Source organism: Saccharopolyspora erythraea, from assembly GCF_018141105.1.
GTDB classification, from domain to species: domain Bacteria; phylum Actinomycetota; class Actinomycetes; order Mycobacteriales; family Pseudonocardiaceae; genus Saccharopolyspora_D; species Saccharopolyspora_D erythraea_A.
The window spans coordinates 5,413,433-5,433,634 of sequence record NZ_CP054839.1 but is presented as its reverse complement, the minus strand read 5'-3'; the positions used below and the strand labels follow the sequence as shown (position 1 = coordinate 5,433,634).

Here is a 20,202-nt window from a genome sequence, read left to right as displayed (position 1 = left end):
GCCGCCTCCGGCTCCCTGGGTGCAGACTACGAGCGCGCGGTTGCGTCGGCAGCTCAGGCACGTGCTCCTTGCGCCGTGCGGCTCCAGGTCAGGCCGCCCGAGCGGGCTCGGCGGCCGGTTCGTAGCCGACCTGCAGTTCGTCGTCGCGCACCGAGACGACGACGGCGCCGCCCTCCCGGAAGTCGCCGCGCAGCATCGCCCGCCCGATCCGCGTCTCCACCTCGTGGGCGATGAAGCGGCGCAGCGGACGCGCCCCGAAGACCGGGTCGAACCCCTGCTCGGCGATGAGCCTGCGGGCCTCCTCGGTGACCGCCAGCGTCGTGCGGTGCTCGGCGAGGCGGGCGCGCAGCTCGTCGAACTGCAGGTCCACGATCCGCTCGATCTCCGGCAGCGACAGCGGCCGGAACAGCACGATGTCGTCGATCCGGTTGAGGAACTCGGGGCGGAAGTGCCGGCGCAGCTCGGCCATCACCCGCTCGCGGACCTCGGGCTTGATCTCGCCGCCCGCGACACCGTCGAGCAGGTACTCCGACCCGATGTTGGAGGTCATGATGATGACGGTGTTGCGGAAGTCGACCGTGCGCCCCTGGGCGTCGGTGATGCGGCCGTCGTCGAGCACCTGCAGCAGCGTGTTGAAGACGTCCGGGTGCGCTTTCTCGATCTCGTCGAACAGCACCACCGAGTACGGCTTGCGCCGCACCGCCTCGGTGAGCTGCCCGCCCTCCTCGTAGCCGACGTAGCCCGGGGGCGCGCCGACGAGCCTGCTGACGGTGTGGCGCTCCTGGTACTCGCTCATGTCGAGCCGGACCATGTTCTCCTCGCTGTCGAACAGGCTCGCCGCCAGCGTCCTGGCCAGCTCGGTCTTGCCGACACCGGTCGGGCCGAGGAAGACGAACGAGCCGATCGGCCGCCGCGGGTCCCGGATGCCGGAGCGCGCGCGGATGATGGCGTCGGCCACCAGCTGCACGGCCTCGTCCTGGCCGATGACCCGCTGCCGCAGGATCTCGTCGAGGCGCAGCAGCTTCTCGCGCTCGCCCTCCTGCAGGCGGGCCACCGGGATGCCCGTCCAGGCCGCCACGATCTCGGCGATCTCCTCGGCGGTGACGACCTCCCGGAGCAGCTGGTGGTCGCCCTGCTTGGACGCGAGCTGCTCCTCCTCGGCCGCCAGCCTGCGTTCCAGCTCGGTGATCCGGCCGTAGCGCAGTTCGGCGGCGCGGTTGAGGTCGTAGTTGCGTTCGGCCTCCTCGGCCTCGCGGCGCAACTGCTCCAGCTCCTGCCGCAGCTCCTGAACCCGCCTGATCGCCCGCCGCTCGGCCTCCCACTGGGCGTGCTTGGCATCGGTCTCGCCGCGCAGGTCGGCCAGCTCCCTGCGCAGCTCCTCCAGCCTGGACGCGCTCGCCTGGTCGGACTCCTTGGACAGCGCCGCCTCCTCGATCTCCAGCCGCGTCACCCGCCGGGTGAGCTCGTCGAGCTCGGCGGGCATCGAGTCGATCTCGGTGCGCAGCCGCGCGCACGCCTCGTCGACGAGGTCGATCGCCTTGTCGGGCAGGAACCGGTCGCTGATGTAGCGGTGGCTCAGCGTCGCCGCGGCCACCAGCGCGCCGTCCTGGATCTTCACGCCGTGGAAGACCTCCAGGCGCTCGCGCAGGCCGCGCAGGATCGAGACGGTGTCCTCGACCGACGGCTCGTCGACCAGCACGATCTGGAAGCGCCGCTCCAGCGCGGCGTCGGTCTCGACGTGCTTGCGGTACTCGTCCAGCGTCGTGGCGCCGATCATGTGCAGCTCGCCGCGCGCCAGCATCGGCTTGAGCATGTTCCCGGCGTCCATCGCGCCCTCGGCCGCACCCGCGCCGACCACGGTGTGCAGCTCGTCGACGAACAGCAGGATGCGCCCCTCGGCGGCCTTCACCTCGCCCAGCACGGCCTTGAGGCGCTCCTCGAACTCGCCGCGGTACTTCGCGCCTGCCACCAGCGAACCCATGTCGAGTGCGAAGACGGTCTTGTCCCGCAGGCCCTCCGGCACGTCGCCGTGCACGATCCGCTGCGCGAGCCCCTCCACGATCGCGGTCTTGCCGACGCCGGGATCGCCGATGAGCACGGGGTTGTTCTTCGACTTGCGGCTGAGTATCTGGACGACCCGCCGGATCTCGGCGTCGCGGCCGATCACCGGGTCGAGCGTGCCCTTGCGGGCTTCGTCGACCAGGTCCCGGCCGTACTTGTCCAGCGCCTCGTAGGCGCCCTCGGGCGTGGCGGAGGTGACGCGCTGGCTGCCGCGGATGCCGGTCAGCGCGCCCAGGAACGACTCGCGGGTCAGGCCGTGCTCGGCCAGGCGCCTGCCGGCCTGGCTCGCCGAGCCCTCCTCGACCAGCGCCAGCGCCAGGTGCTCCACCGAGACGTACTCGTCCTTGAGCCGCTTGGCCTCGCGCTCGGCGGCGTCGAGCACGCGGGAGAGCCGCTGCGTGACGTGGACCTGCCCGGGCGTCGCGCCCGGCCCGGTGACCCTGGCCCGCCGGGAGAGGTCGCTCTCGACGTCGGCGCGCAGCGCGGCGACGTCGGCTCCCGCCTGCTCCATGGCGCGGGGCACCACGCCCTCGGACTGGTCGATCAGCGCCAGCAGCAGGTGCTCGCCGTCGACCTCGGTGTGCCCCAGCTCGGTGGCGATGCTCTGGGCCGCCTGCAGCGCCTCCTGCGACTTCTGGGTCAGCCGGTTCATGTCCATCGTGGATCACCTCTCGTCAGCCCGGGGCGGCGGGACGGGACCGGAGCTCGACCTCCATGCGCGCGATGCGGTCGAGCAGGTCGAGCACGACCCCGATCGCGGCGTAGTTCAGGCACAGCCCCGCGCGCAGCCGCTGGATCCGGGCGAGCGCGACCGGCGCGGTCTCGGCGAACCACAGCGTCCCGTCGGCGTCGCGGGTGGCCTCCAGCAGGCTGAGCGAGACGAGCCGGCGGACCAGCTCCGGGTGCAGCCCGGCGCGCCGCGCCGTGGTCTCCAGGCTCAGCCGGTGCGGTAGGGCCAGCTCGTAGCGGGCGTGGCGGTGATCCGGGGGAGGGACGGTCATGGTCATCTCCGCGGGTCGAAGGTGGACTCGGCGGCGAGCCGGCCGAACAGCTCGCGCTCACGCGGTGTCGGGTCCGGCGGCACCACCACGCGGATCTCGGCGTAGAGGTCGCCGGGAGCGCCGCGGGTCCGGGGCATCCCCTCGCCCCGCAACCGCAGCCGGCGCCCGCTGGACGAGCCGGCGGGCACGGTCACCTTCGCCTCCCCGCCAGGGGTGGTGAGCGGCACCGTGGCGCCCAGCGCCGCCTCCCACGGCGTGACGGGCAGGTCGACGTGGATGTCGTGCCCGGAAATCCGGTAGCGGCGGTGCGGCCGGATGCGCGCCACGAGGTAGAGGTCGCCTGCCGGGCCCTGCCCGCCGCCCCGGCCGCCCTGCCCGGCGAGCCGGATCCGCTGGCCGTCGACCGCGCCTGCGGGCACGTTCACCCGGTACTCGCGCTGGCCGTCCGGGCCCGACAGCGTGATCGTGCGCGTCCCGCCCCGGTACGCCTCCTCGACCGTCAGCGGCAGCTCGGCCTCCTGGTCGGCGCCCGGGATCGGTCCCGCCGCGCCGCGGGCCCCGAACATGCTGCCGAACAGGTCCTCGAAGTCGACGTCGCCGACGCCCCCGGTGGTGAACCGCACGCCGCCACCACCTCGCTGGTGCCGGGGTCCGCCGCCACCGAACCCGGCGCCGACGCGTTCCTCCCAGTCCTCGGGGACGGAGCGGAAGTCCGGCCCGAAGCGGTCGTAGCGCTTGCGGGTCTCGGGATCGGAGAGCACGTCGTAGGCCTCGTTGATCTCCTTGAACCGCTCCTCGGCCTGCGGGTCGGAGTTCACGTCGGGGTGGTAGCGGCGGGCGAGCTTGCGGTAGGACTGCTGGATCTCCTCCGCGCTCGCGTCGCGGGACACCCCGAGCACCTCGTAGTAGTCGCCCGCCATCGCCGCTCACCCCTGCCGGCGGGTGACCGCGACACCCGCGGGCCGCAGCTGGTTGCCGACGTCGCCGTAGCCGGGCCGCCGGACGCCGACCACGGTGCCGGGTTCGGCGTCGGAGTCGGAGACGACCTCGACGACCTCGTGCAGGTTCGGGTCGAAGGGAACACCGACCTCGTCCTGCCGCGGGTAGCCGAGCCGGGTGAGCAGGTCCACCGCCTGGTCCCGGATCGCCCGCACCCCCTCGACGATGGAGGCCGGGTCGGCCTCGGCGTGGGCGAGCGCGAGCTCGAGGTTGTCCAGCACCGGCAGCCAGGCGGCGGTGGCCCTCGCGCGCTCCTCGGCGCGCACGCGCTCCAGCTCGCGGGCGTGGCGCTTGCGCAGGTTCTCGATGTCGGCCAGCGCCCGGCGCAGGCGGTCCTCCAGCTCCGCGACGTCCGGCGTGGCCCGCTCGGCCTCCCGCTCCCCGGCCTGCTCCTCCGGCTCGGGCTGCTCGGTGTCGGGCTCGCGCGGTGATGTCGTCATACCAGACCTCACGTCCGTTCGAAGTCGGCGTCGACGACGTCGTCACCGCCGCCGTCCCCGTGGCCGCCGCCCTGCCCGCCACCGGACGCCGCCCCCGCTCCGGCGCCGGCGCCGGCACGGCTGGCCAGGCTCTGGAAGATCTGCCGCAGGTCGTCGGTCAGCGGCCGGGCCCGGTCCGGCTGCGCCTCGTCGCGGACCGCCTCGCGCGCCTCGTCGACCAGGATCTCGGCGCGGGCGCGCTCGTTCTCCGGCGCGGCGGTGCCCAGCTCCTCGAGCTGCTTCTCCACCTGGTAGGCGGCGGAGTCGAGCTCGTTGCGCGCCTCGACCGCCGCGCGCAGCCGCTGGTCCTCGTCGCGGTTGCGCTCGGCCTCGGACACCATCCGCTCGACCTCGCCCTTGTCGAGGTTCGAGCTGTCGCTGATGGTGATGCTCTGCTCGGCGCCGGTGTCCTTGTCGCGCGCGGTCACGCTCAGGATGCCGTTGGCGTCGACGTCGAAGGTGACCTCGACCTGCGGCTCCCCGCGCGGCGCGGGGCGGATGTTCTCCAGCCGGAACCGCCCGAGGACCCGGTTGTCGGCCGCACGTTCGCGCTCGCCCTGCAGCACGACGACGTCCACCGCGGACTGGTTGTCCTCGGCGGTGGAGAACACCTCGGCGCGGCGCGCGGGGATCGTGGTGTTGCGCTCGATGAGCTTGGTCATCACGCCGCCACGGGTCTCCACGCCCAGCGACAGCGGCGTGACGTCGAGCAGGAGCACGTCCTGGACCTCGCCCTTGAGCACGCCCGCCTGCACCGCGGCGCCCAGCGCGACGACCTCGTCGGGGTTGACGCTCATGTTGGGGTCCTTGCCGCCGGTGAGCTTGCGCACCTGCGCCTGCACGGCCGGTATCCGCGTGGACCCGCCGACCAGGATGACCTCGTCGATGTCGTTCTCGGTGATCCTGGCATCGCCCATCGCCCGCTTGACCGGGTCCAGGCACCGCTGCACCAGGTCGGTGGTCAGCTGCTCGAAGGTGGAGCGCATGATCGTGGACTGCAGGTGCTTGGGGCCACTGGCGTCGGCGGTGATGAACGGCAGGCTCACCTGCGTCTGCGACACCGAGCTGAGCTCGACCTTGGCCTTCTCCGCGGCCTCGAAGAGGCGTTGCAGCGCCTGGGGGTCGTTGCGCAGGTCGATGCCGTTGTCGCGCTGGAACTCGTCGGCGAGGTGGTCGACGAGCCTGCGGTCGAAGTCGTCGCCGCCGAGGTGGCCGTCACCGGCGCTGGAGCGGACCTCCACCACGCCGTCGCCGACGTCGAGGATGCTGACGTCGAAGGTGCCGCCGCCGAGGTCGAACACCAGGACCGTCTCGTGCCCCCGCTTGTCCAGGCCGTAGGCCAGGGCGGCGGCGGTCGGTTCGTTGATGATCCGCAGCACTTCCAGCCCCGCGATGCGCCCGGCGTCCTTGGTCGCCGTCCGCTGGGCGTCGTTGAAGTAGGCGGGCACGGTGATCACGGCCTCGGTCACCCGTTCCCCGAGCGACTTGCCCGCGTCGTCGGCGAGTTTGCGCAACACCTGCGCGCTGATCTCCTCGGGCGCGTACTGCTTTCCCCGCACGTCGAACCGCGCCAGGCCACCGCTTCCCTCGACGACGTCGAAGGCGACCGCCTCCGCCTCGCTGCTCACCTCGTCGAAGCGGCGGCCGATGAAGCGCTTCGCCGAGTAGATCGTGCCCTTCGGGTTCAGGATCGCCTGCCTGCGGGCGAGCTGGCCCACGAGCCGCTCGCCGGAGTCGGTGAAACCGACGACGGACGGCGTCGTCCGCGAGCCTTCGGCGTTCGGGATGACGGTGGCCTCGCCCCCTTCCCAGGCCGCGATCACGGAGTTGGTGGTACCGAGGTCGATACCGACGGCTTTGGCCATGACGTTCTCCTGCCGACGAGTCTTGGGGACGCGGGGCGGGCGGCGCGCGCCGTCAGCCCGCCGCGCCGCCGGGCTGCGGGTTCCGGAACTGCTGCAACAACCTGGCCGCCTCGTCGGCGACCTCGGTGTCCACGAGGACCTCGTAGCGGCTCGGCTCCATCGCGCGCACCGCCGAGAAGTCGCGGCGGCCGCCCTGCATGGCGTGCATCAGCAGGCCGATCAGGGCGCCGATGACCGCGCCGAACACGAGCCCGTACAAGGCGAGGGTGAAGCTCGCGAGCAACGGCTGGATCCAGCTGAACAGCCCGAAGATCCAGCCGAACAGCACGCCGGTCAGAGCGCCGCCGCCGGCGCCGTGTGCCGCTGCCCGGCCGTAGTTCAGCCTGCCGACGACCTGTTCGACGAGCTTGACGTCGTGGCCGACGATGGCCACCCGTTCCACCGGGAAGTGCTGGTCGGAAAGGTGGTCGACGGCGCGCTCGGCTTCGGCGTAGGTGTCGTAGGTCGCGACCGGACGTCGCGCCTGGCGCTGCTCCGGCGCATCTCCCGTGCCGGGTGCGGGCGACTGCTGCTCTGACATCGCGAACTCCTCCGCACACGGCGGCGGAGCGCGAGTGCCCTTTGCGTCGCCGCGCCCTGCGCATCGCCGCGTCGGTGTTCGGCTCGCGCACCGCGCCGGATCGCCCGCACGCCGCAGCACGGGGCTGGCCCTGCGACCTGATCGCGGTCCGAGCCGTCCTGTCCACCTCCAGCGTGCACGCCGGAACCGCGTGCCCGCGTGCGCCTGCGGGGACGAAAATGCCGCGGGAGATTCGGCCTGCGGACACAGGCAAGCCCGGGTGTCGGGCCTGCCCCGGGCGGCCGGGGCACGCTCGTTCGACGCGCGTCGGCTGAGGTGCGGCGCCGATGATCGTTTCGCTGGAGTAGCCGACCGCACGCCCGCCGCCGGGCCTTCCGGCAGCGCGGGCGGTCGAGGAAAGTCGCAGAAGCCAGGACGGGAAACCCGGCCCTCCTCGCGGAGGAATCCCGCCTGAGCCGCCGGCAGGCGCACCGCAGCCGCGGTGACCGCCGCGGGCGGCGTCACCAGGAGGTAGAGGTGAGCAGCCGGGTCACCCCAGCGGTCCTCGCCATGGCGTTCGCCGTGGTGCTGGCCGTGGTGTTCTTCGTCCCGTTCGTAGTGCGCGAGTACCGCAGGCACGGCGAGCTCGGTGCGGGTACGGCGATACTGCGGTTCGCCGCGCTGCTGTACGTGCTCGCGCTCGCGTGCTTCGTCCTGAGCCCGTTCCCTCCGGTGATCGACGGATTCTGCGAGATCTTCGGCCGGCTCCGGCCGCAGTGGGTGCCCCTGGCGGGTTTCGACGGGGTGCGCCGGCCTGCGAGCTGGCAGGAGGCGGCCCATCTGCTGGCAACCAACGGCTCGGTCCAGCAGTTCGCGCTCAACGTCGTTCTGTTCGTGCCGCTCGGAGTACTGCTGCGCCGGTCGCTGCGGCTGGGGCTCCTGCGCGTCGGCGTGCTCGGCTTCGCGGTGTCGCTGGCGATCGAGCTGACCCAGCTCACCGGAGTCTGGGGCCTCTACCCGTGCCCGTACCGGCTGTTCGACGTCGACGACCTGATCGCCAACACCGCGGGCGCGCTGGCCGGCCGGATCGCGGCACCCGCCGTGCGCCTGGTTCCGGGGCGGGTCAGCGCTGTGCCGCGCGACTTCCCGCGCCCGGTGAGCCGTTTCCGGCGGCTGACCGGGATGTCGTGCGACCTGTTGCTGCTGTGGTGGACCGGCGGTGCCGCGCGCCGCGTCCTCGCCTTCGCCCGGAACCACGGCGTGCTGGGTGACCTGCCGTGGCTGGAGCCGACCGCGCTCTGGATCGGCCCAGCGCTGTTGCTGCTCCTGCTCGCGCTGGCCGTTGGTGGCAGCACCCTCGGGCAGCGCGCGGCGCTCCTGCGCTCGGCACGTCCGCCCGGTGTGCGGCCGCCCGCCACCGCCGTGGTCTGCCGGTGGCTGGTGGGCGTCGGCGGGCTGGGGCTGGCGCAGGGGGCGCTGCACGCCGCCGGATTCCCGGGGCTGTGGCTACCGCTCACCCTCCTCTGGGCCGCGGTCCACGGATGGGGCGTGCTCAGGACGCCGGACCACCGCGGACTTTCCGGGCGGCTGACCGGCTTGTGCGTGGTCGACGCCCGGATCAGGTCGCGAACCGCCCCGCCGGCGCCACGGGAAGCGGACCGCGGGCTCAGGTGCACGCCAGTTCGGGGAAGCCGTGCGGATGAGGCCGGTACCCGCGCGTCCCGTTGAGGCCGGCGTCGCCGCCGTCCGGCAGGCCGAGCGCGGCGCGGAGCCGTTCCGCCCGCGTCCAGTGCGGCACCGCGGCGGCCCTGCTCCCCAGGTGCGCCAGCGTGTTGCCGATCGCCCGGTGGTGCCTGGCCTGGAAGACGAGGTCCTCGGTGTCCCTGGCGGCCGAGAGCCCGCGGGAGAACATGCGCAACGCATTGTCGTGCTCGCCGAGCTCGCGGACGACCTCGCCCGCGATCAGCATCACCGCGGCGCCGTGCACCTGGGGCCCGTTGTCGGAGGCCAGTTCCACGGACCGCCGCAGCGCGTCCATCGCGTCGGCGCGCTCGCCCTCGGCCTGGTGCACCCACGCCTTGCCGAGCAGTGCGTGCGCCTCGACCGCGACGTTGCCGACCGCTCCGGCGACCTCGATCGACCTGGTCAGCCGCGCCAGCGCCTCGGCGGGCCTGCCCGCCGCGTGCAGGAAGCAGCCCAGGCCGAGCATCGCGTTGCACGCGTCGTGCGGTTGGTCCCGGCCCAGCCGGACGGCCTGCTCGCCGTGCGCCACGGCTTCGCCCGCCCGGCCGGACCGGACCAGGTTCTCCCCGACGCGAACGTGGAAGACCGCCTGCGCCTGGCTGTCGCCGAGCTCGCGAGCGGCCGACAGACCGAGCCGGGCGGCTTCGGCCTGCCCGGTGAGATCGCCGAGGTGGTGCTGGAACCGTTCCAGGCACAGCGCCAGCCGCCACGCCCGGTCCTGGTCGCCGCGGGCGCGGGCCAGCGCGAGCGCCCGGCGCAGGTTGTTCTCCTCGGCGCGGAACCACTCGAGCGCTTCCCGCACCGTGGTCAGCTCCGGGAACTCCGCGGGCGGGCGTGCGACGCGCGTCGCCGGCCGCCACGCCTCATCGGTGACCAGCCGGCGGCCGGCGTCTGCGGTGTGCAGGTAATAGTCCAGCAGCCGTTCGGCTGCGGCATCCCGTTCGGCCGCGGGCTCATCCTCGGCGGCCGCCGTGGTGTAGAGCCGGACGAGGTCGTGCCTCGCGTAGCGTTCCGGAGCGGTTTTGTGCAGCAGGTGCACCGAAATGAGGCTTTCGAGCTGGGGCTGCACCTCCGCGACGGTGGTACCGGCCAGCGCGGCCGCCGCGGCGCGGTCCACGTCGGTTCCCGGATGCTCGGCGAGCCTCCGGAACAGCCGGGCGGAGGCGGCGTCGAGCCTGCGGTAGCTCCACGCGAGCGCGGTCCGCACGGCGGTGCCGGAATCCGGCAGTGAGAGCCGGCGGAGCCGGTGGCGCTCGTCGGAGAACGTCTCGACCACCGCCCGGAGCGTGCCGTTCGGATGGCTGCTCCCGCGGGCGGCGGCGACGCGCAGGGCCAGCGGCAGCCGGTCGCACAGCTCGGCCAGCTCGGCCGCCGCCGCGGGTTCGGCGGCGACCCGGTCCGCGCCGAGCACCAGGCCGAGCACGGTGACGGCCTCGTCGCGGCTCAGCGCCGGCACGGTGACCCGCACCGCGCCCTCGGTGGCCGCCAGGTCGTCCAGCCGGCTGCGGCTGGACACCAGCACCGCGCAGCTGGAGGAGCCGGGCAGCAGCGGACGTACCTGCGCGGCCGAACGCGCGTTGTCGAGCACCACCAGCATGCGGCGGCCCGCCACCGCCGAGCGGTACAGCGCGGCGCGTTCGTCGGGGTCGGCGGGGATGCGCGCGTCGGGCACCCCCAGCGCGCGCAGGAACCTGGTGAGCACCTGCTCGGGGGAGACCGGCTCGGTCTCGTCGAATCCCCGCAGGTCGGCGAAAAGGTGCCCGTCCGGGAACTGCGCGGCCACCTGGTGCGCCCAGCGCAGCGCGAGCGCGGTCTTGCCCACCCCGGCCGGCCCGACCAGGATGCGGATCGCGCCGTCGGCGCACCCGCTCGGCCCCAGCTTCGCCAGTTCGGCCTCGCGACCGGCGAAACCCCTGTTCTCCCTGGGAAGTTGCAGCGGTACGCACTTCGGCGCGGTCGGCTCGGGCTCGTCGTGGGCGGTGAGAACGGTGTGGAACGCCTGCCGCAGCTCGATTCCGGGGTCGACCCCGAGCTCGTCGGCGAGGCGGGTGCGCGTGTCGTGGTAGACGTTCAGCGCCTCGGCCTGTCTGCCGGCGTGGTGCAGGCTCAGCACCAGCAGCTCGACCAGCGGCTCGCGCAGCGGACGCAGCGCGACCGCCTCGTGGAGCAGGTCGATGCCCTCGGCGGTGCGGCCGAGCCGGTGCAGTCGCCCGCCGAGCTCCTGGATGGCGGTGACCACCGACTCCTCCATCCGCGCCGAGACCACCCGGCGCAGCCGCTCCGCGGGGACGTCGGCGAGCACCGGCCCGCGCCGCAACGCCAGTGCGGTGCGCAGCAGCTCCACCGCTTCGGTGTCGGGCGCCGTCCTGGCTTCGGCGAGCAGGTCCTCGAACCGGGTCAGGTCGAGCTGCGAGCGGTCGGCGACCAGTTGGTAGCCGGGCGAACGGGTGACCAGCTCCACGCCGTCGCCGAGGACCTTGCGCAACTGGGCGATGTGGCCCTGCAGCGCGGCTTTCGCGCTGGGCGGCGGACTGCCCTCCCAGACCACGTCCAGCAGCCGGTCCATGGACACGACCCGGTTCAGGTCGAGGGCGAGCGCGGCCAGCACGCTGCGCCGTTTGGCGGCACCGAGCCCGGCTGTGCTCCCGTCCGCCCGCAGCAGCTCCGCGGGGCCCAACAAGCGAATCCGCATCAGTGGCCCGTCCCATAGAACATGTTGATTTCTCATGTTAATTGATAAAGGCGTTGTTGATCAGGCGGCCCGCCATCCGGCGTTGGTGCCGCGTTGGCGGCGCGTTGGCGCGCACCGGCATGATCACCTGCGTTATGCGCATGTCCTGGGGAGATTCATGAGCGAGAGCGAGCCCGCCGTTCCGGCGGAGCAGGCGTCGCGGATGGTGGCCAACTCCGCGGCAGAGGTCGGCACCCTGAAGCGGGCGGTGGAGTCGCAGCAGCTGCGCCTCGACCCTGCGGCGGGGGAGCGGATCCGCTCGATGCTCGACGAGCACATCGCCAAGGTCGACGCGTGGTTGCGGCAGACGGGGGATCTCGCCCGCCACGCACCCATGGGCGAGAACCCGGTGGGCACGGCCATGGCGGCGAAGTTCGCGAGCCGGGCCGACGGTGACGAGACGTCCTTCGCCGGTGTGCTCAGGCGCTACCGCGAGGTCCTGCAGGAGGCGCAGGACGCGGTTGGCGATGCCATGCGCACCTACCACGAAGTCGACGCCCACGCGGCCGACAGCTTCCGGCAGCTCATCCAGTGACCGCGGCCGGTGCCGGCCCGCGGGCACGGCACCGGCCCGCGCTGCCGATCCGGACTCCGCCGTCTCGCACCGGGGCGGCCACCGCAGTTGAGGAAAGAGACCGAAAATGCCCTCGGAAGCGCAAGCACCGACTGGGCCCGCCGCGGACAACGCGTTGCGGGAGACGCAGAACTGGGCCGCGCGCAGCCACCGCGAGCTCTACGAGGCCGTGCACGTCGCCAACGACCCGGGACGAGTCGGCGAGCTGGCCCAGCAGTGGAGCAAGCTGAGCAGCGAGATGGCCGAGGCCGCCCAGCAGATGGGGGAACGGCTGCGCGCCACCGAGTCCGGCTGGCAGGGTGAAGCCGCCACCGCCGCGCGGTCGGCGATCCAGAAGCTGGCGGACTGGAACGTGACCGCCGGCGAGACCGCCGGTGCGCTGGGCGAGCGGATCTCGGCGCAGGGCCGGATCATGGAGACCGCCAAGGCGCAGATGCCCGAACCCGTCGAGGGCGCCGAGAACCTCGAGAAGTTCGCCGCTGCAACCTTCGTCGCGGGCAACATGGAAGCCTTCCACAAGGCCTCCGCCGACGCGCGGGTCCTGCACGAGCGGTCCGGCACCGCGCACCAGCAGGCGGTTGAGGTCATGACGTGGATGGAGAAGGAGTCCCGCGTCGTGGACTCCGACACGCCGCGCTTCACCCGGCCGCCGAACCCGCTCCAGGACGAACAGCCCCACATGTTCGGGCGATCGGCCGCTCCGGGCGGCGGCGCGGGCGGTCCCGGCGGTGCGGGCGGCCCCGGTGGTGGACAGGGTCCGGGCGGTGCCGGCGGCCCCGCGGGTCCGGGCGCGCCGGCGGATGGGCAGCAGCCGGGCGGACAGCCGTTCAACCAGCAGGCGCCCGGCGGTCAGCCTCCGGGCGGCCCGGGCGTTGGCGGCCCGCCCCCCGGCGGCGAGATCACCCCCGGTGGTCCTCCCGGTGGCCCCAACCAGAACGTCCCGACCTTGTCGGAGTTCCAGCCGAACGCCCACGGCGGTGGCGGTCCGCAGGGCGGTGGACCGTCGCTGACGGCAACCCCGCACGGCGGCGGTGGGTCCGGGCCGGAGGCCGGCGGCCCCTCGTCCGGTCCGTACCGCGGCGGGGGCGGAGCGCCCCGGCTCGGGGACTTCGAGCCGAGCAGCACGACCTCGCAGGGCACCACGTTCAACCCGGCGAGCACGAATCCCCACCAGGGCCAGGACTTCACGCACCAGCCGAGGTCCTTCCAGGGGCCCGACGGTCCCACCGTCGGCGGCCAGCCCATCAACCCCGGAGGCGGGAAGCGCGGTCCGGGTGGCGATCAGCGCGGTCCCGGTGGCCCGCGCGCCGGCTGGAGCGGTCAGATCCCGCCGATCCCGAGCACCGGCGGCCCCGGAGGCAGCGGGCTCGGCGGCTCCGGTGGTGCGGGCGGCGGTGCCGGCGGCGGTGCGGGCGGTGCCGGTTCCGGTGCGGCGGGCGGTCCGGGCATGCGCGGCGGGACCTCCGGCACGGGTGGCGTGACGGGTGTCGGCCGCGGAGAGGGCGTCCCCGGTGGCAGGGGTGGAGGCGCGCCCGGCCAGTCCGGAGGATCCGGAGCCGGTGCGATGGGCGGCGGGATGGCGCCCGGGGCCATGGGCCAGCGCGGCCGGGGCGACGACGACCAGCAGCGCTCCAGCAAGTACGTCGAGGGCGGCCCGGTCGTGGAGGTCCCCGGCGCCGACCTGCCGCCGCCGGTGATCGGTGAGGGCAAGCGCAAGAAGAAGCAGGACCAGGGGTGAGCATGTCCGCGAGGCCGGATTTCGCGTTGTCGGCCGCCGAGTTCGACCTCGTCCACGACGCGCTGGGCCTGGGGCGGCCTCCGTTCCCGCTCGAGGTGCCCAGCCAGGGGATGACGATGGAGGAGCGCTCCGAGCTCGCCGACGAGGCGTTCCGGGCGCTGTCCGGGCGCGGACTCGCCGACGGGCGGCAGCTCGACCCCAGGCTGGAGCAGCTGCTGCGGCTGCTGACAGACCACGACACGTCGGTGGACGCGGTCGGCCACTTGCGCCGTCCCGTCCGGGCGCTGGCGGCCGCCGACCGCAACACCGGCGTGCTCGCCCAGGTCGCCGCGGACGAGGTGTCGCTGACCGAGATCCGGCCCACCGCGCTGGCGATGTCGATCGTGGGCGTGCTGCCCCCCGGCGAACCAGGCCAGTTGCGAGGGGTGTCGATGCCCCGCGACACGCTCACCAGGGCGCTCGCCGAGGACGACGAGGACCCCTTCGGCGGTGACCTCGACGAGGAGGTCGCGCTGACGCGGGCAGGTCTTTCGGCGCAGGACGCGGCTACGTTCACCGAGCTGGTCAACAGCCGTTGCGCCGGTGGCCAGTTCGGGGTCTCGCACCGGTCGATGCGGGCCTCGACGCTGGTCAACTGGTTCGACACCTTCCAGGGCCGGTACCTGATGACCAGCGAGGGCTCCTGGCTGAGCATCACCCCGGCCGACAACCGGCGCATCGAGCACCGCCTCGCCGACGTGCTGTCCGCGGTCGCCTGAGGCAGGAGGGAGCAACCATGACTTTCGAGGTCACCGCCGAGGAGCTCACGGCCCACGGCAGCCATCTGGACGGGTTGACCGACCGGTTGAAGACCGCGATCTCGGCGGCCGAGACGGTGAGCATGTCCGACGAGGCCTATGGCCTGCTGTGCTCGTTCCTGCCTCCGATCGTCAACCCGATGGAGCAGAAGGGGATGGACGCGCTGAAGGCCGCCAGCGAGGGCGTCAGCGCGACGGCGGACAACATCCGCAGCACGGCGAAGCAGTACCTGGACACCGACGACGGCAACGCCGTGTCGTTCGATCCGCTGCTGAAGGCCCACGATCAGGCCTGAGCGCGGTTCGGCCGCGGTAGGAGGAGGTTGAGCAATGCCCGGCGAGAGCCGAGGTGGGTTCGCCGCGATCGGCGCGGACCCCGAGGAGGCGCAGCGGCGCATCCAGGAGTGGGCGCAGGGCTTCGCCGAGAAGGCCGAGCGCTACCAGGCGGTGCAGGAGCAGACCGAGCGGCTGCGGCTGACCGCCGCGAGCCCGGACGGCCGGATCAAGGTCACCGTGCGCGCCGACGGCAGCGTGACGGACCTGGAGTTCACCGACAAGGTCCGCTCGATGGCGCCGTCGGAGCTGGCCGCGCAGATCCTGGCCACGATGCATCGGGCGCAGGCCGACATCGCGAGCCGGGTCGGGGAGACGATGGCCGCGCAGCTCGGTGACGAGGACATGCAGACGCGGTCGATGATGCTGGACAACCTGCGCGAGCGTTTCCCGGAGCAGCCGGAGGAGCCGGAGCAGGAGACCTCGTCGAAGTGGGACGCCCCCGAGGACGACGCTCCGAAGCCGCCGCCGGCGGCGCCGAACCCGTCCGGCGGCCCGTCCGGCCCGTCGGCGACGCCGCCGAAGCCGGGGACACCGCCGCAGCAGCAGCCGAAGCGGTCGCAGTTCGACGACTACGACGACGGCGACTTCGGTCCGGACTTCGACCCGCTGCGGGACTGACGCGCACTCCCGCGGCTCCGCGCCGAGGGAGACTGGCGTGCGCTCCCGGTGTTCCGTGCCGCGGGACGAACGTGGGCTTCCGGTTTCCCCGCCGCGGGAGACTGACCTGCGCTCCCGGTGTTCCGTGCGGGTCAGGCGTGCTCGCGCCAGATGCGGCGCGACGCCCCGGCGGGGTCGCTGACCACCTCGACCGGCACGTTCCAGGAGCGGGCCAGGCGCCAGTCGGTGCCGAACCGCGGCCATCCGGGGTCACCGCTGGTCGCGAACGACGTCCAGGCCCGGTGTAGCTGTGCCGACAGCACCTCGAAACCGGCCGGTGCGGGGTCGCCCAGGATGGGACGGCCGATCTCGTCGTCGAGGACGCCGAACAGGAACGGCACGTCGAGGGAGTGGCAGGCGCCGTACGCGCCGTCGAGCACGGGCGTGGGCCAGGCGAACTCGTAGAGGTAGGTCTTCCCACCCGCCTCGGCGTGCCCTTCGGCGCACCACAGCGTCGGCATGCGGAACAGCGAGTCGGTGAGCATCAGCTCGTGCAGGCCGGCGTTGGAGATGCCGGGATGCGCGGCCCGGTACCGGGGCACGGCCTCCGGCGCCAGCCGCATGCCGCGCGCCACGGCGACCGGATCGCTGCCGGAGAGGTCGAGGCCGGCGGCGAACACGCGGCACTCGTCGCGGGTGAACCCGGCGATCAGGTCGATCCCGCGCCCGGCACCGGCGCGCAGCGCCTCCCACGGGCGCCGCTCCAGCACGTCGTCGCCGAACATCGGCGCGTACGGCGTGTGCGAGTTCGTCCACGCCGCCGGATCGGCGGTGATCGCGGCCATCGGCGTGGACTGCGCGCCGTGGATCGCCTCCGGGGGAAGTGAGCCCAGTTCCGCCGCGGTGGGGGAGACACCGAGCTGCTCGGCGACCATCTCGGCCACCGCCCGCGCCTCGGCCTCCGGGACGAACAGCCCGCCGACGCTCTGGGCGATCCCCCTACGCAGCAGGCCGCGCGCGGCGGGACTGCCGACCAGCGCGACCACCGAGCCGGCACCGGCGGACTGCCCGGCGACGGTGACGTTGCCGGGGTCGCCACCGAAGCCGGCGATGTTGTCGCGCACCCAGCGCAGCGCCGCGACCTGGTCCAGCAGGCCGCGGTTGGCCGGTGCGTCGGCGACCCAGCCGAAACCCTCGTAGCCCACGCGGTAGTTCAGGGACACGAACACCACGCCCTCGCGTGCCAGCACGGTGCCGTCGTAGGCGGGACTGGCCGAGGAGCCGTGCATGAACATGCCGCCGTGGATCCACACCAGGACCGGCAACCCGCGCGCACCCACGTCCGGGCTCCAGACGTTGACGGTCAGGCATTCGGTGCTGTCGCCGGGTTTTTAGGGCGACACCTGTCCCGGCATCGGCACTGCCTCCTGCGGCACGGCCGCGCTGAACGCGGTCGCGTCCCGCACGCCCTCCCACGAGGGCGCGGGCAGCGGCGCCTGGAACCGGGCAGGCCCATCCAGCGCGGCGGCGTAGGGAATCCCCTTGAACACGTTCACGCCGTCGGCGGAGGAACCACGCACACGCCCGGATCCGGTTCGCACGATCACGTCCATGAACCACATATACCGGAATGTCCGTTGTGTGGCGCGCGATTCCGGCACCGGGGGTAGCGGCCGTTGCCCCGGAAACGGCCGCGTGGAGCGACCGCGCCGCGTATACTCCGATCATGTTTCCGGTCCCGTCGCGGTGTGCGGTGCGTTCGCGGCTGACGACGACCGCGAACCCCGTCGTCGCGGACCGCGATGGGATCTGACGCCGAGCGGCGGCTCCGGTTCGCCGTCCTCGGTCCGCTGCGGGCGTGGCGCGGTGCCGAGCGGCTGGACCTCGGTCCGGTTCGCCAGCAGGCGTTCCTGGCCGGGCTGGTCCTGCGGCCGGACGTGACGGTCAGCCAGCGGGAGCTGCTCGACGGCGTGTGGGGCGACGAACCGCCGGGTACGGGTCTCAAGGTCGTGCCCGGATACGTCTACCGGCTTCGCAAGTGCCTGCGCGGTGCTGGCCCGGAGCCCGCCGTGATCTGTGGCGACCGGGGCGGGTACCGCTTCCGCAGCCGTGGCGTCCCGGTTGATGCGGCGCTGCTGGAACAGACCGTCGCCGAGGCGGACGTGGCCGCGCTGTCCGGAGATCTCACCGCGGCGGTGGACGGCTACGACCGCGCGCTCGCGCTGTACGAGGGCGAGCCGCTGGCCGGGCTGCCCGGGCCGTTCGCGGCGGGGGAGCGGCGGCGCCTGGCGGAGCGCCGGATCGCCCTGTCGCAGCGGAAACTCGAATGGCTGTTGCGCCTGAACCGCCCCGCCGACGCCATCGGCGAGTTGTCGGCGTTGACCGCCGCGCACCCGCACGACGAGACGCTCGCGGCGTTGCTGATCCGCGCGCTGCACGCCGGGGGACGCCGGGCGGACGCGCTGTCGGTGTTCGCCGAGCTGCGGCGGCGCCTGGTGGAAGAACTCGGCGTCGAGCCGGGGGAGGAAGTGCGCGCGGTGCACCAGGCCGTGCTGCGCGGCGATGACACCGCTCTCGCCACCCGCCCGCCGGGCGAACCGCCCGGGCGGCCCGCAGGAGCGCGCCGCGTCGTCCGCGACGAACTCCCGGTGGACACCGTCGAGCTGGTGGGGCGCGACCAGGAACTCGCCGTGCTCACCGCACCGGTCGCCGCTGGGACGGTGTCCGTGGACGCGGTGGACGGCGTCGCCGGCGCGGGCAAGACCGCGCTCGCGGTGCGTGCGGCGCGCTCGGTGCGCGCGCGCTTCCCCGACGGCTGCCTGTTCGTCGATCTGCACGGGCACAGCGACGGCCGGGATGCGCTGACGGCGCAACGGGTTCTGCGCAGGCTGCTGCGCTCGGTCGGTTTCGACGAGCGCGGTGTCCCGGACGACCTCGACGAGCTCGCCGCCTGCTGGCGGTCGGCGACCGCCGCGCTGCGGTTGCTGCTGTTGCTCGACGACGCCTCCGGCGCCGAGCAGGTGCGCCCGCTGCTGCCGTCCGGACCGGGCAGCAAGGTGCTGGTGACCAGCAGGCAGCGGCTGACGGGACTGGACGCGGGCAACCGGATTTCCCTGGGGCCGCTCGGCCTCGGTTCCGCCGAGGTGTTGCTCGACCGCATGGTGGGCAGCGCGCGCTCCGGTGGTGAGCAGCAGGCCGTGCGGGAGCTCGCTCGGCTGTGCGGCCGGCTGCCGCTCGCGTTGCGCATCGCAGGGGCCCGGCTGCAGAACCGTCCGATGTGGACGTACCGGGACCTGGTGGCGCGGCTGGCCGACGACGGGAACCGGCTCGGTGAGCTGACCGCCGAGGACCGCAGCGTCGAGGCCGCCTTCCGGATTTCCTACCAGCAGCTCCCGGCGACCGAGCGACGCGCGTTCCGCGTGCTGGGCCTGGCTCCGTCGCCCGAGCTGGACGGGCTCGCGGTGGCGGCGATGCTGGGTTGGGCCCGGTACGAGGCCGAACGCGTGCTGGAACGCCTGGTGGACACCAACCTGGTGCAGGAGCCGGCGGCCGGCCGCTACCGGCTGCACGACCTGGTCGCGGTGTTCGCGCGGCGCCTCGCCGCGCAGGATCCCGAGGAGGTCGCGGTGGCCCGCACCAGGCTGCTGGACCTCTACGTGACTGCGACCCGATGCGCTAGCGAGTGGGACTTCTCCGCCGACGCGACGGAGTCCCGGCCGGACCCGCCGCCGTTCAGCGGCGGCGAGGACGCGTCGGCCTGGTTGGACGCTGCCGGTGACCTCACCGACGTGGTCGGCCACGCCGCGGCCGCCGGACTTCCCGGCCATGCGTGCCGAATCGTCGAGGGCGCGGCGGACTACCTCGTCCGGCAGGGCCGCTACCACGAGTGCCGGTCCGCCATCGAGATCGCGCTGCCGCTGACCGCCGGGACCGCCGGCGAGCCGATGGCGTCGGCGCTGCGGTTCTGCCTCGGTTACGTCGACCTCACGCAGGGCCGCCTGGAGCAGGCGCGCCACTGGTTCGCCGACGCCATGCGGTGCCGCGGCGGCCGGGGCGACCGCCGCGACGAGGCCAGGGCCCTGGCCGGCCTCGGGGTGATCGCGGCGGCGGAGGGGGACCACACCGAGGCGGTCGGCCTGCTGACCGAGGTGATGACCATGGCCGACGAGCTGGACGACCCCTGGCTCGTCGAGCGGGCCGCCTCCCAGCTCGGCTACATACAGCACGTGCAGGGGCGGCACGAGGAGGCGCTCGCGCGCTTCGCGCAGTTCCGCGTGCTGGCCGAGAAGCTGGGAAATCCCGCGATGACGGCCCGGACGCTGTGCTTCACCGGGAGTGTCCACCTGGCCCGCGGCCGCTTCGCCGAGGCCGCCATCGCACTGCGGCAGGCCGCCGAACTGGCCGAACAGGTCGTGGACGTCATGCTGCACCTCGGCTGCCTGACGCGGCTGGGCACGGCGGAGCAGGAGCTGGGAAACCTGGACGCGGCACTCGGACTGCAACGCCGGGCGCTCGCCGGGGTCTCCGAGGAGATGCCCGGCCTGGTCTCGCTGGAGGTCCGCTACCGCTACGGCCTCACCTGCCTCGCGGCGGGGCGACCGGCCGAGGCGCGTGCGCAGTTCGAGCAGGCGCTGGCGCTGGCGGACGGCATCGGGCACGCCCAGTGGCGTGCCGACGTCCTGGACGGCCTGGACCGGTGCGGCCCCCGCTGAGCGGCGCGAT

15 protein-coding genes and 1 pseudogene are annotated in these 20,202 nt (G+C 73.5%); 7 read left to right on the top strand and 9 right to left on the bottom strand.

What is annotated here, in order from left to right:
- Positions 1-88 precede the first annotated feature (88 nt).
- Genes clpB through HUO13_RS24310 form a run of 6 tightly spaced genes read right to left on the bottom strand, consistent with a single transcriptional unit; the run spans position 89 to position 6,985 of the window.
- Positions 89-2,719, bottom strand: a complete 2,631-nt coding sequence (gene clpB, locus HUO13_RS24335) for an ATP-dependent chaperone ClpB (protein WP_211897384.1) — start codon at positions 2,717-2,719, stop codon at positions 89-91.
- A gap of 16 nt (positions 2,720-2,735) precedes the next feature.
- Positions 2,736-3,062 (bottom strand): chaperone modulator CbpM, encoded by a 327-nt coding sequence (locus tag HUO13_RS24330; protein ID WP_211897383.1) that lies wholly within the window; start codon positions 3,060-3,062, stop codon positions 2,736-2,738.
- 2 nt (positions 3,063-3,064) lie between these two features.
- The gene (locus HUO13_RS24325; RefSeq protein WP_211897382.1) at positions 3,065-3,982 is read right to left on the bottom strand and encodes a DnaJ C-terminal domain-containing protein; all 918 of its coding nucleotides are present in this window, start codon (positions 3,980-3,982) and stop codon (positions 3,065-3,067) included.
- Positions 3,983-3,988: 6 nt separating this feature from the next.
- Positions 3,989-4,501 carry a nucleotide exchange factor GrpE gene (locus HUO13_RS24320; RefSeq protein WP_211897381.1) on the bottom strand — a complete coding sequence of 171 codons (513 nt, stop codon included), beginning with the start codon at positions 4,499-4,501 and terminating at the stop codon, positions 3,989-3,991.
- 8 nt (positions 4,502-4,509) lie between these two features.
- On the bottom strand, positions 4,510-6,405 hold the full coding sequence (dnaK, locus tag HUO13_RS24315; protein WP_211897380.1) for a molecular chaperone DnaK: 1,896 nt from the start codon (positions 6,403-6,405) through the stop codon (positions 4,510-4,512).
- A gap of 52 nt (positions 6,406-6,457) precedes the next feature.
- On the bottom strand, positions 6,458-6,985 hold the full coding sequence (locus tag HUO13_RS24310; protein ID WP_211897379.1) for a general stress protein: 528 nt from the start codon (positions 6,983-6,985) through the stop codon (positions 6,458-6,460).
- Between the two features lie 516 nt (positions 6,986-7,501).
- Here HUO13_RS24310 and HUO13_RS24305 point away from each other — a divergent pair.
- Entirely contained in the window at positions 7,502-8,692 is a 1,191-nt protein-coding gene (locus tag HUO13_RS24305; protein WP_249124001.1) for a VanZ family protein, read from the top strand.
- On the opposite strand, the gene HUO13_RS24300 is transcribed toward HUO13_RS24305, so the two are convergent.
- Positions 8,631-11,399: an AfsR/SARP family transcriptional regulator gene (locus tag HUO13_RS24300; RefSeq protein ID WP_249124000.1), complete on the bottom strand. Its 2,769-nt coding sequence runs from the start codon at positions 11,397-11,399 to the stop codon at positions 8,631-8,633. The genes HUO13_RS24305 and HUO13_RS24300 overlap by 62 nt on opposite strands.
- A 157-nt stretch (positions 11,400-11,556) precedes the next feature.
- Here HUO13_RS24300 and HUO13_RS24295 point away from each other — a divergent pair, with 157 nt between their 5' ends.
- The 5 genes from HUO13_RS24295 to HUO13_RS24275 all read left to right on the top strand — a co-directional run bounded on the left by HUO13_RS24295 (position 11,557) and on the right by HUO13_RS24275 (position 15,501).
- Positions 11,557-11,973, top strand: a complete 417-nt coding sequence (locus HUO13_RS24295; protein ID WP_211897378.1) for a hypothetical protein — start codon at positions 11,557-11,559, stop codon at positions 11,971-11,973.
- 106 nt (positions 11,974-12,079) lie between these two features.
- On the top strand, positions 12,080-13,750 hold the full coding sequence (locus HUO13_RS38160; protein ID WP_211897377.1) for a PPE domain-containing protein: 1,671 nt from the start codon (positions 12,080-12,082) through the stop codon (positions 13,748-13,750).
- A 2-nt stretch (positions 13,751-13,752) separates the two neighbouring features.
- Entirely contained in the window at positions 13,753-14,508 is a 756-nt protein-coding gene (locus tag HUO13_RS24285) for an ESX secretion-associated protein EspG (RefSeq protein WP_211897376.1), read from the top strand.
- A 17-nt stretch (positions 14,509-14,525) separates the two neighbouring features.
- Positions 14,526-14,843 carry a type VII secretion target gene (locus tag HUO13_RS24280; RefSeq protein WP_211897375.1) on the top strand — a complete coding sequence of 106 codons (318 nt, stop codon included), beginning with the start codon at positions 14,526-14,528 and terminating at the stop codon, positions 14,841-14,843.
- Between the two features lie 34 nt (positions 14,844-14,877).
- The gene (locus HUO13_RS24275) at positions 14,878-15,501 is read left to right on the top strand and encodes a YbaB/EbfC family nucleoid-associated protein (RefSeq protein WP_211897374.1); all 624 of its coding nucleotides are present in this window, start codon (positions 14,878-14,880) and stop codon (positions 15,499-15,501) included.
- Positions 15,502-15,632: 131 nt separating this feature from the next.
- On the opposite strand, the gene HUO13_RS37685 is transcribed toward HUO13_RS24275, so the two are convergent.
- Together HUO13_RS37685 and HUO13_RS37680 are read right to left on the bottom strand one after the other, a co-directional pair.
- On the bottom strand, positions 15,633-16,025 hold the full coding sequence (locus HUO13_RS37685) for a carboxylesterase family protein (RefSeq protein ID WP_282976921.1): 393 nt from the start codon (positions 16,023-16,025) through the stop codon (positions 15,633-15,635).
- Positions 16,026-16,160: 135 nt separating this feature from the next.
- Positions 16,161-17,093, bottom strand: a pseudogene (locus HUO13_RS37680) (carboxylesterase/lipase family protein); the annotation flags it as partial.
- 189 nt (positions 17,094-17,282) lie between these two features.
- Between HUO13_RS37680 and HUO13_RS24265 the strand changes: the two are divergent.
- A complete protein-coding gene (locus HUO13_RS24265; protein ID WP_211897373.1) occupies positions 17,283-20,192 on the top strand; it encodes an AfsR/SARP family transcriptional regulator in 2,910 nt (969 codons plus the stop codon).
- Positions 20,193-20,202: the final 10 nt, after the last annotated feature.

Coding starts and splice junctions, on each gene's coding strand:
- clpB (WP_211897384.1), bottom strand. CDS start 2,719: ATGGACATGAACCGGCTGACCCAGAAGTCGCAGGAGGCGCTGCAGGCG.
- HUO13_RS24330 (WP_211897383.1), bottom strand. CDS start 3,062: ATGACCGTCCCTCCCCCGGATCACCGCCACGCCCGCTACGAGCTGGCC.
- HUO13_RS24325 (WP_211897382.1), bottom strand. CDS start 3,982: ATGGCGGGCGACTACTACGAGGTGCTCGGGGTGTCCCGCGACGCGAGC.
- HUO13_RS24320 (WP_211897381.1), bottom strand. CDS start 4,501: ATGACGACATCACCGCGCGAGCCCGACACCGAGCAGCCCGAGCCGGAG.
- dnaK (WP_211897380.1), bottom strand. CDS start 6,405: ATGGCCAAAGCCGTCGGTATCGACCTCGGTACCACCAACTCCGTGATC.
- HUO13_RS24310 (WP_211897379.1), bottom strand. CDS start 6,985: ATGTCAGAGCAGCAGTCGCCCGCACCCGGCACGGGAGATGCGCCGGAG.
- HUO13_RS24300 (WP_249124000.1), bottom strand. CDS start 11,399: ATGCGGATTCGCTTGTTGGGCCCCGCGGAGCTGCTGCGGGCGGACGGG.
- HUO13_RS24295 (WP_211897378.1), top strand. CDS start 11,557: ATGAGCGAGAGCGAGCCCGCCGTTCCGGCGGAGCAGGCGTCGCGGATG.
- HUO13_RS38160 (WP_211897377.1), top strand. CDS start 12,080: ATGCCCTCGGAAGCGCAAGCACCGACTGGGCCCGCCGCGGACAACGCG.
- HUO13_RS24285 (WP_211897376.1), top strand. CDS start 13,753: ATGTCCGCGAGGCCGGATTTCGCGTTGTCGGCCGCCGAGTTCGACCTC.
- HUO13_RS24280 (WP_211897375.1), top strand. CDS start 14,526: ATGACTTTCGAGGTCACCGCCGAGGAGCTCACGGCCCACGGCAGCCAT.
- HUO13_RS24275 (WP_211897374.1), top strand. CDS start 14,878: ATGCCCGGCGAGAGCCGAGGTGGGTTCGCCGCGATCGGCGCGGACCCC.
- HUO13_RS37685 (WP_282976921.1), bottom strand. CDS start 16,025: ATGCTCACCGACTCGCTGTTCCGCATGCCGACGCTGTGGTGCGCCGAA.
- HUO13_RS24265 (WP_211897373.1), top strand. CDS start 17,283: ATGGGATCTGACGCCGAGCGGCGGCTCCGGTTCGCCGTCCTCGGTCCG.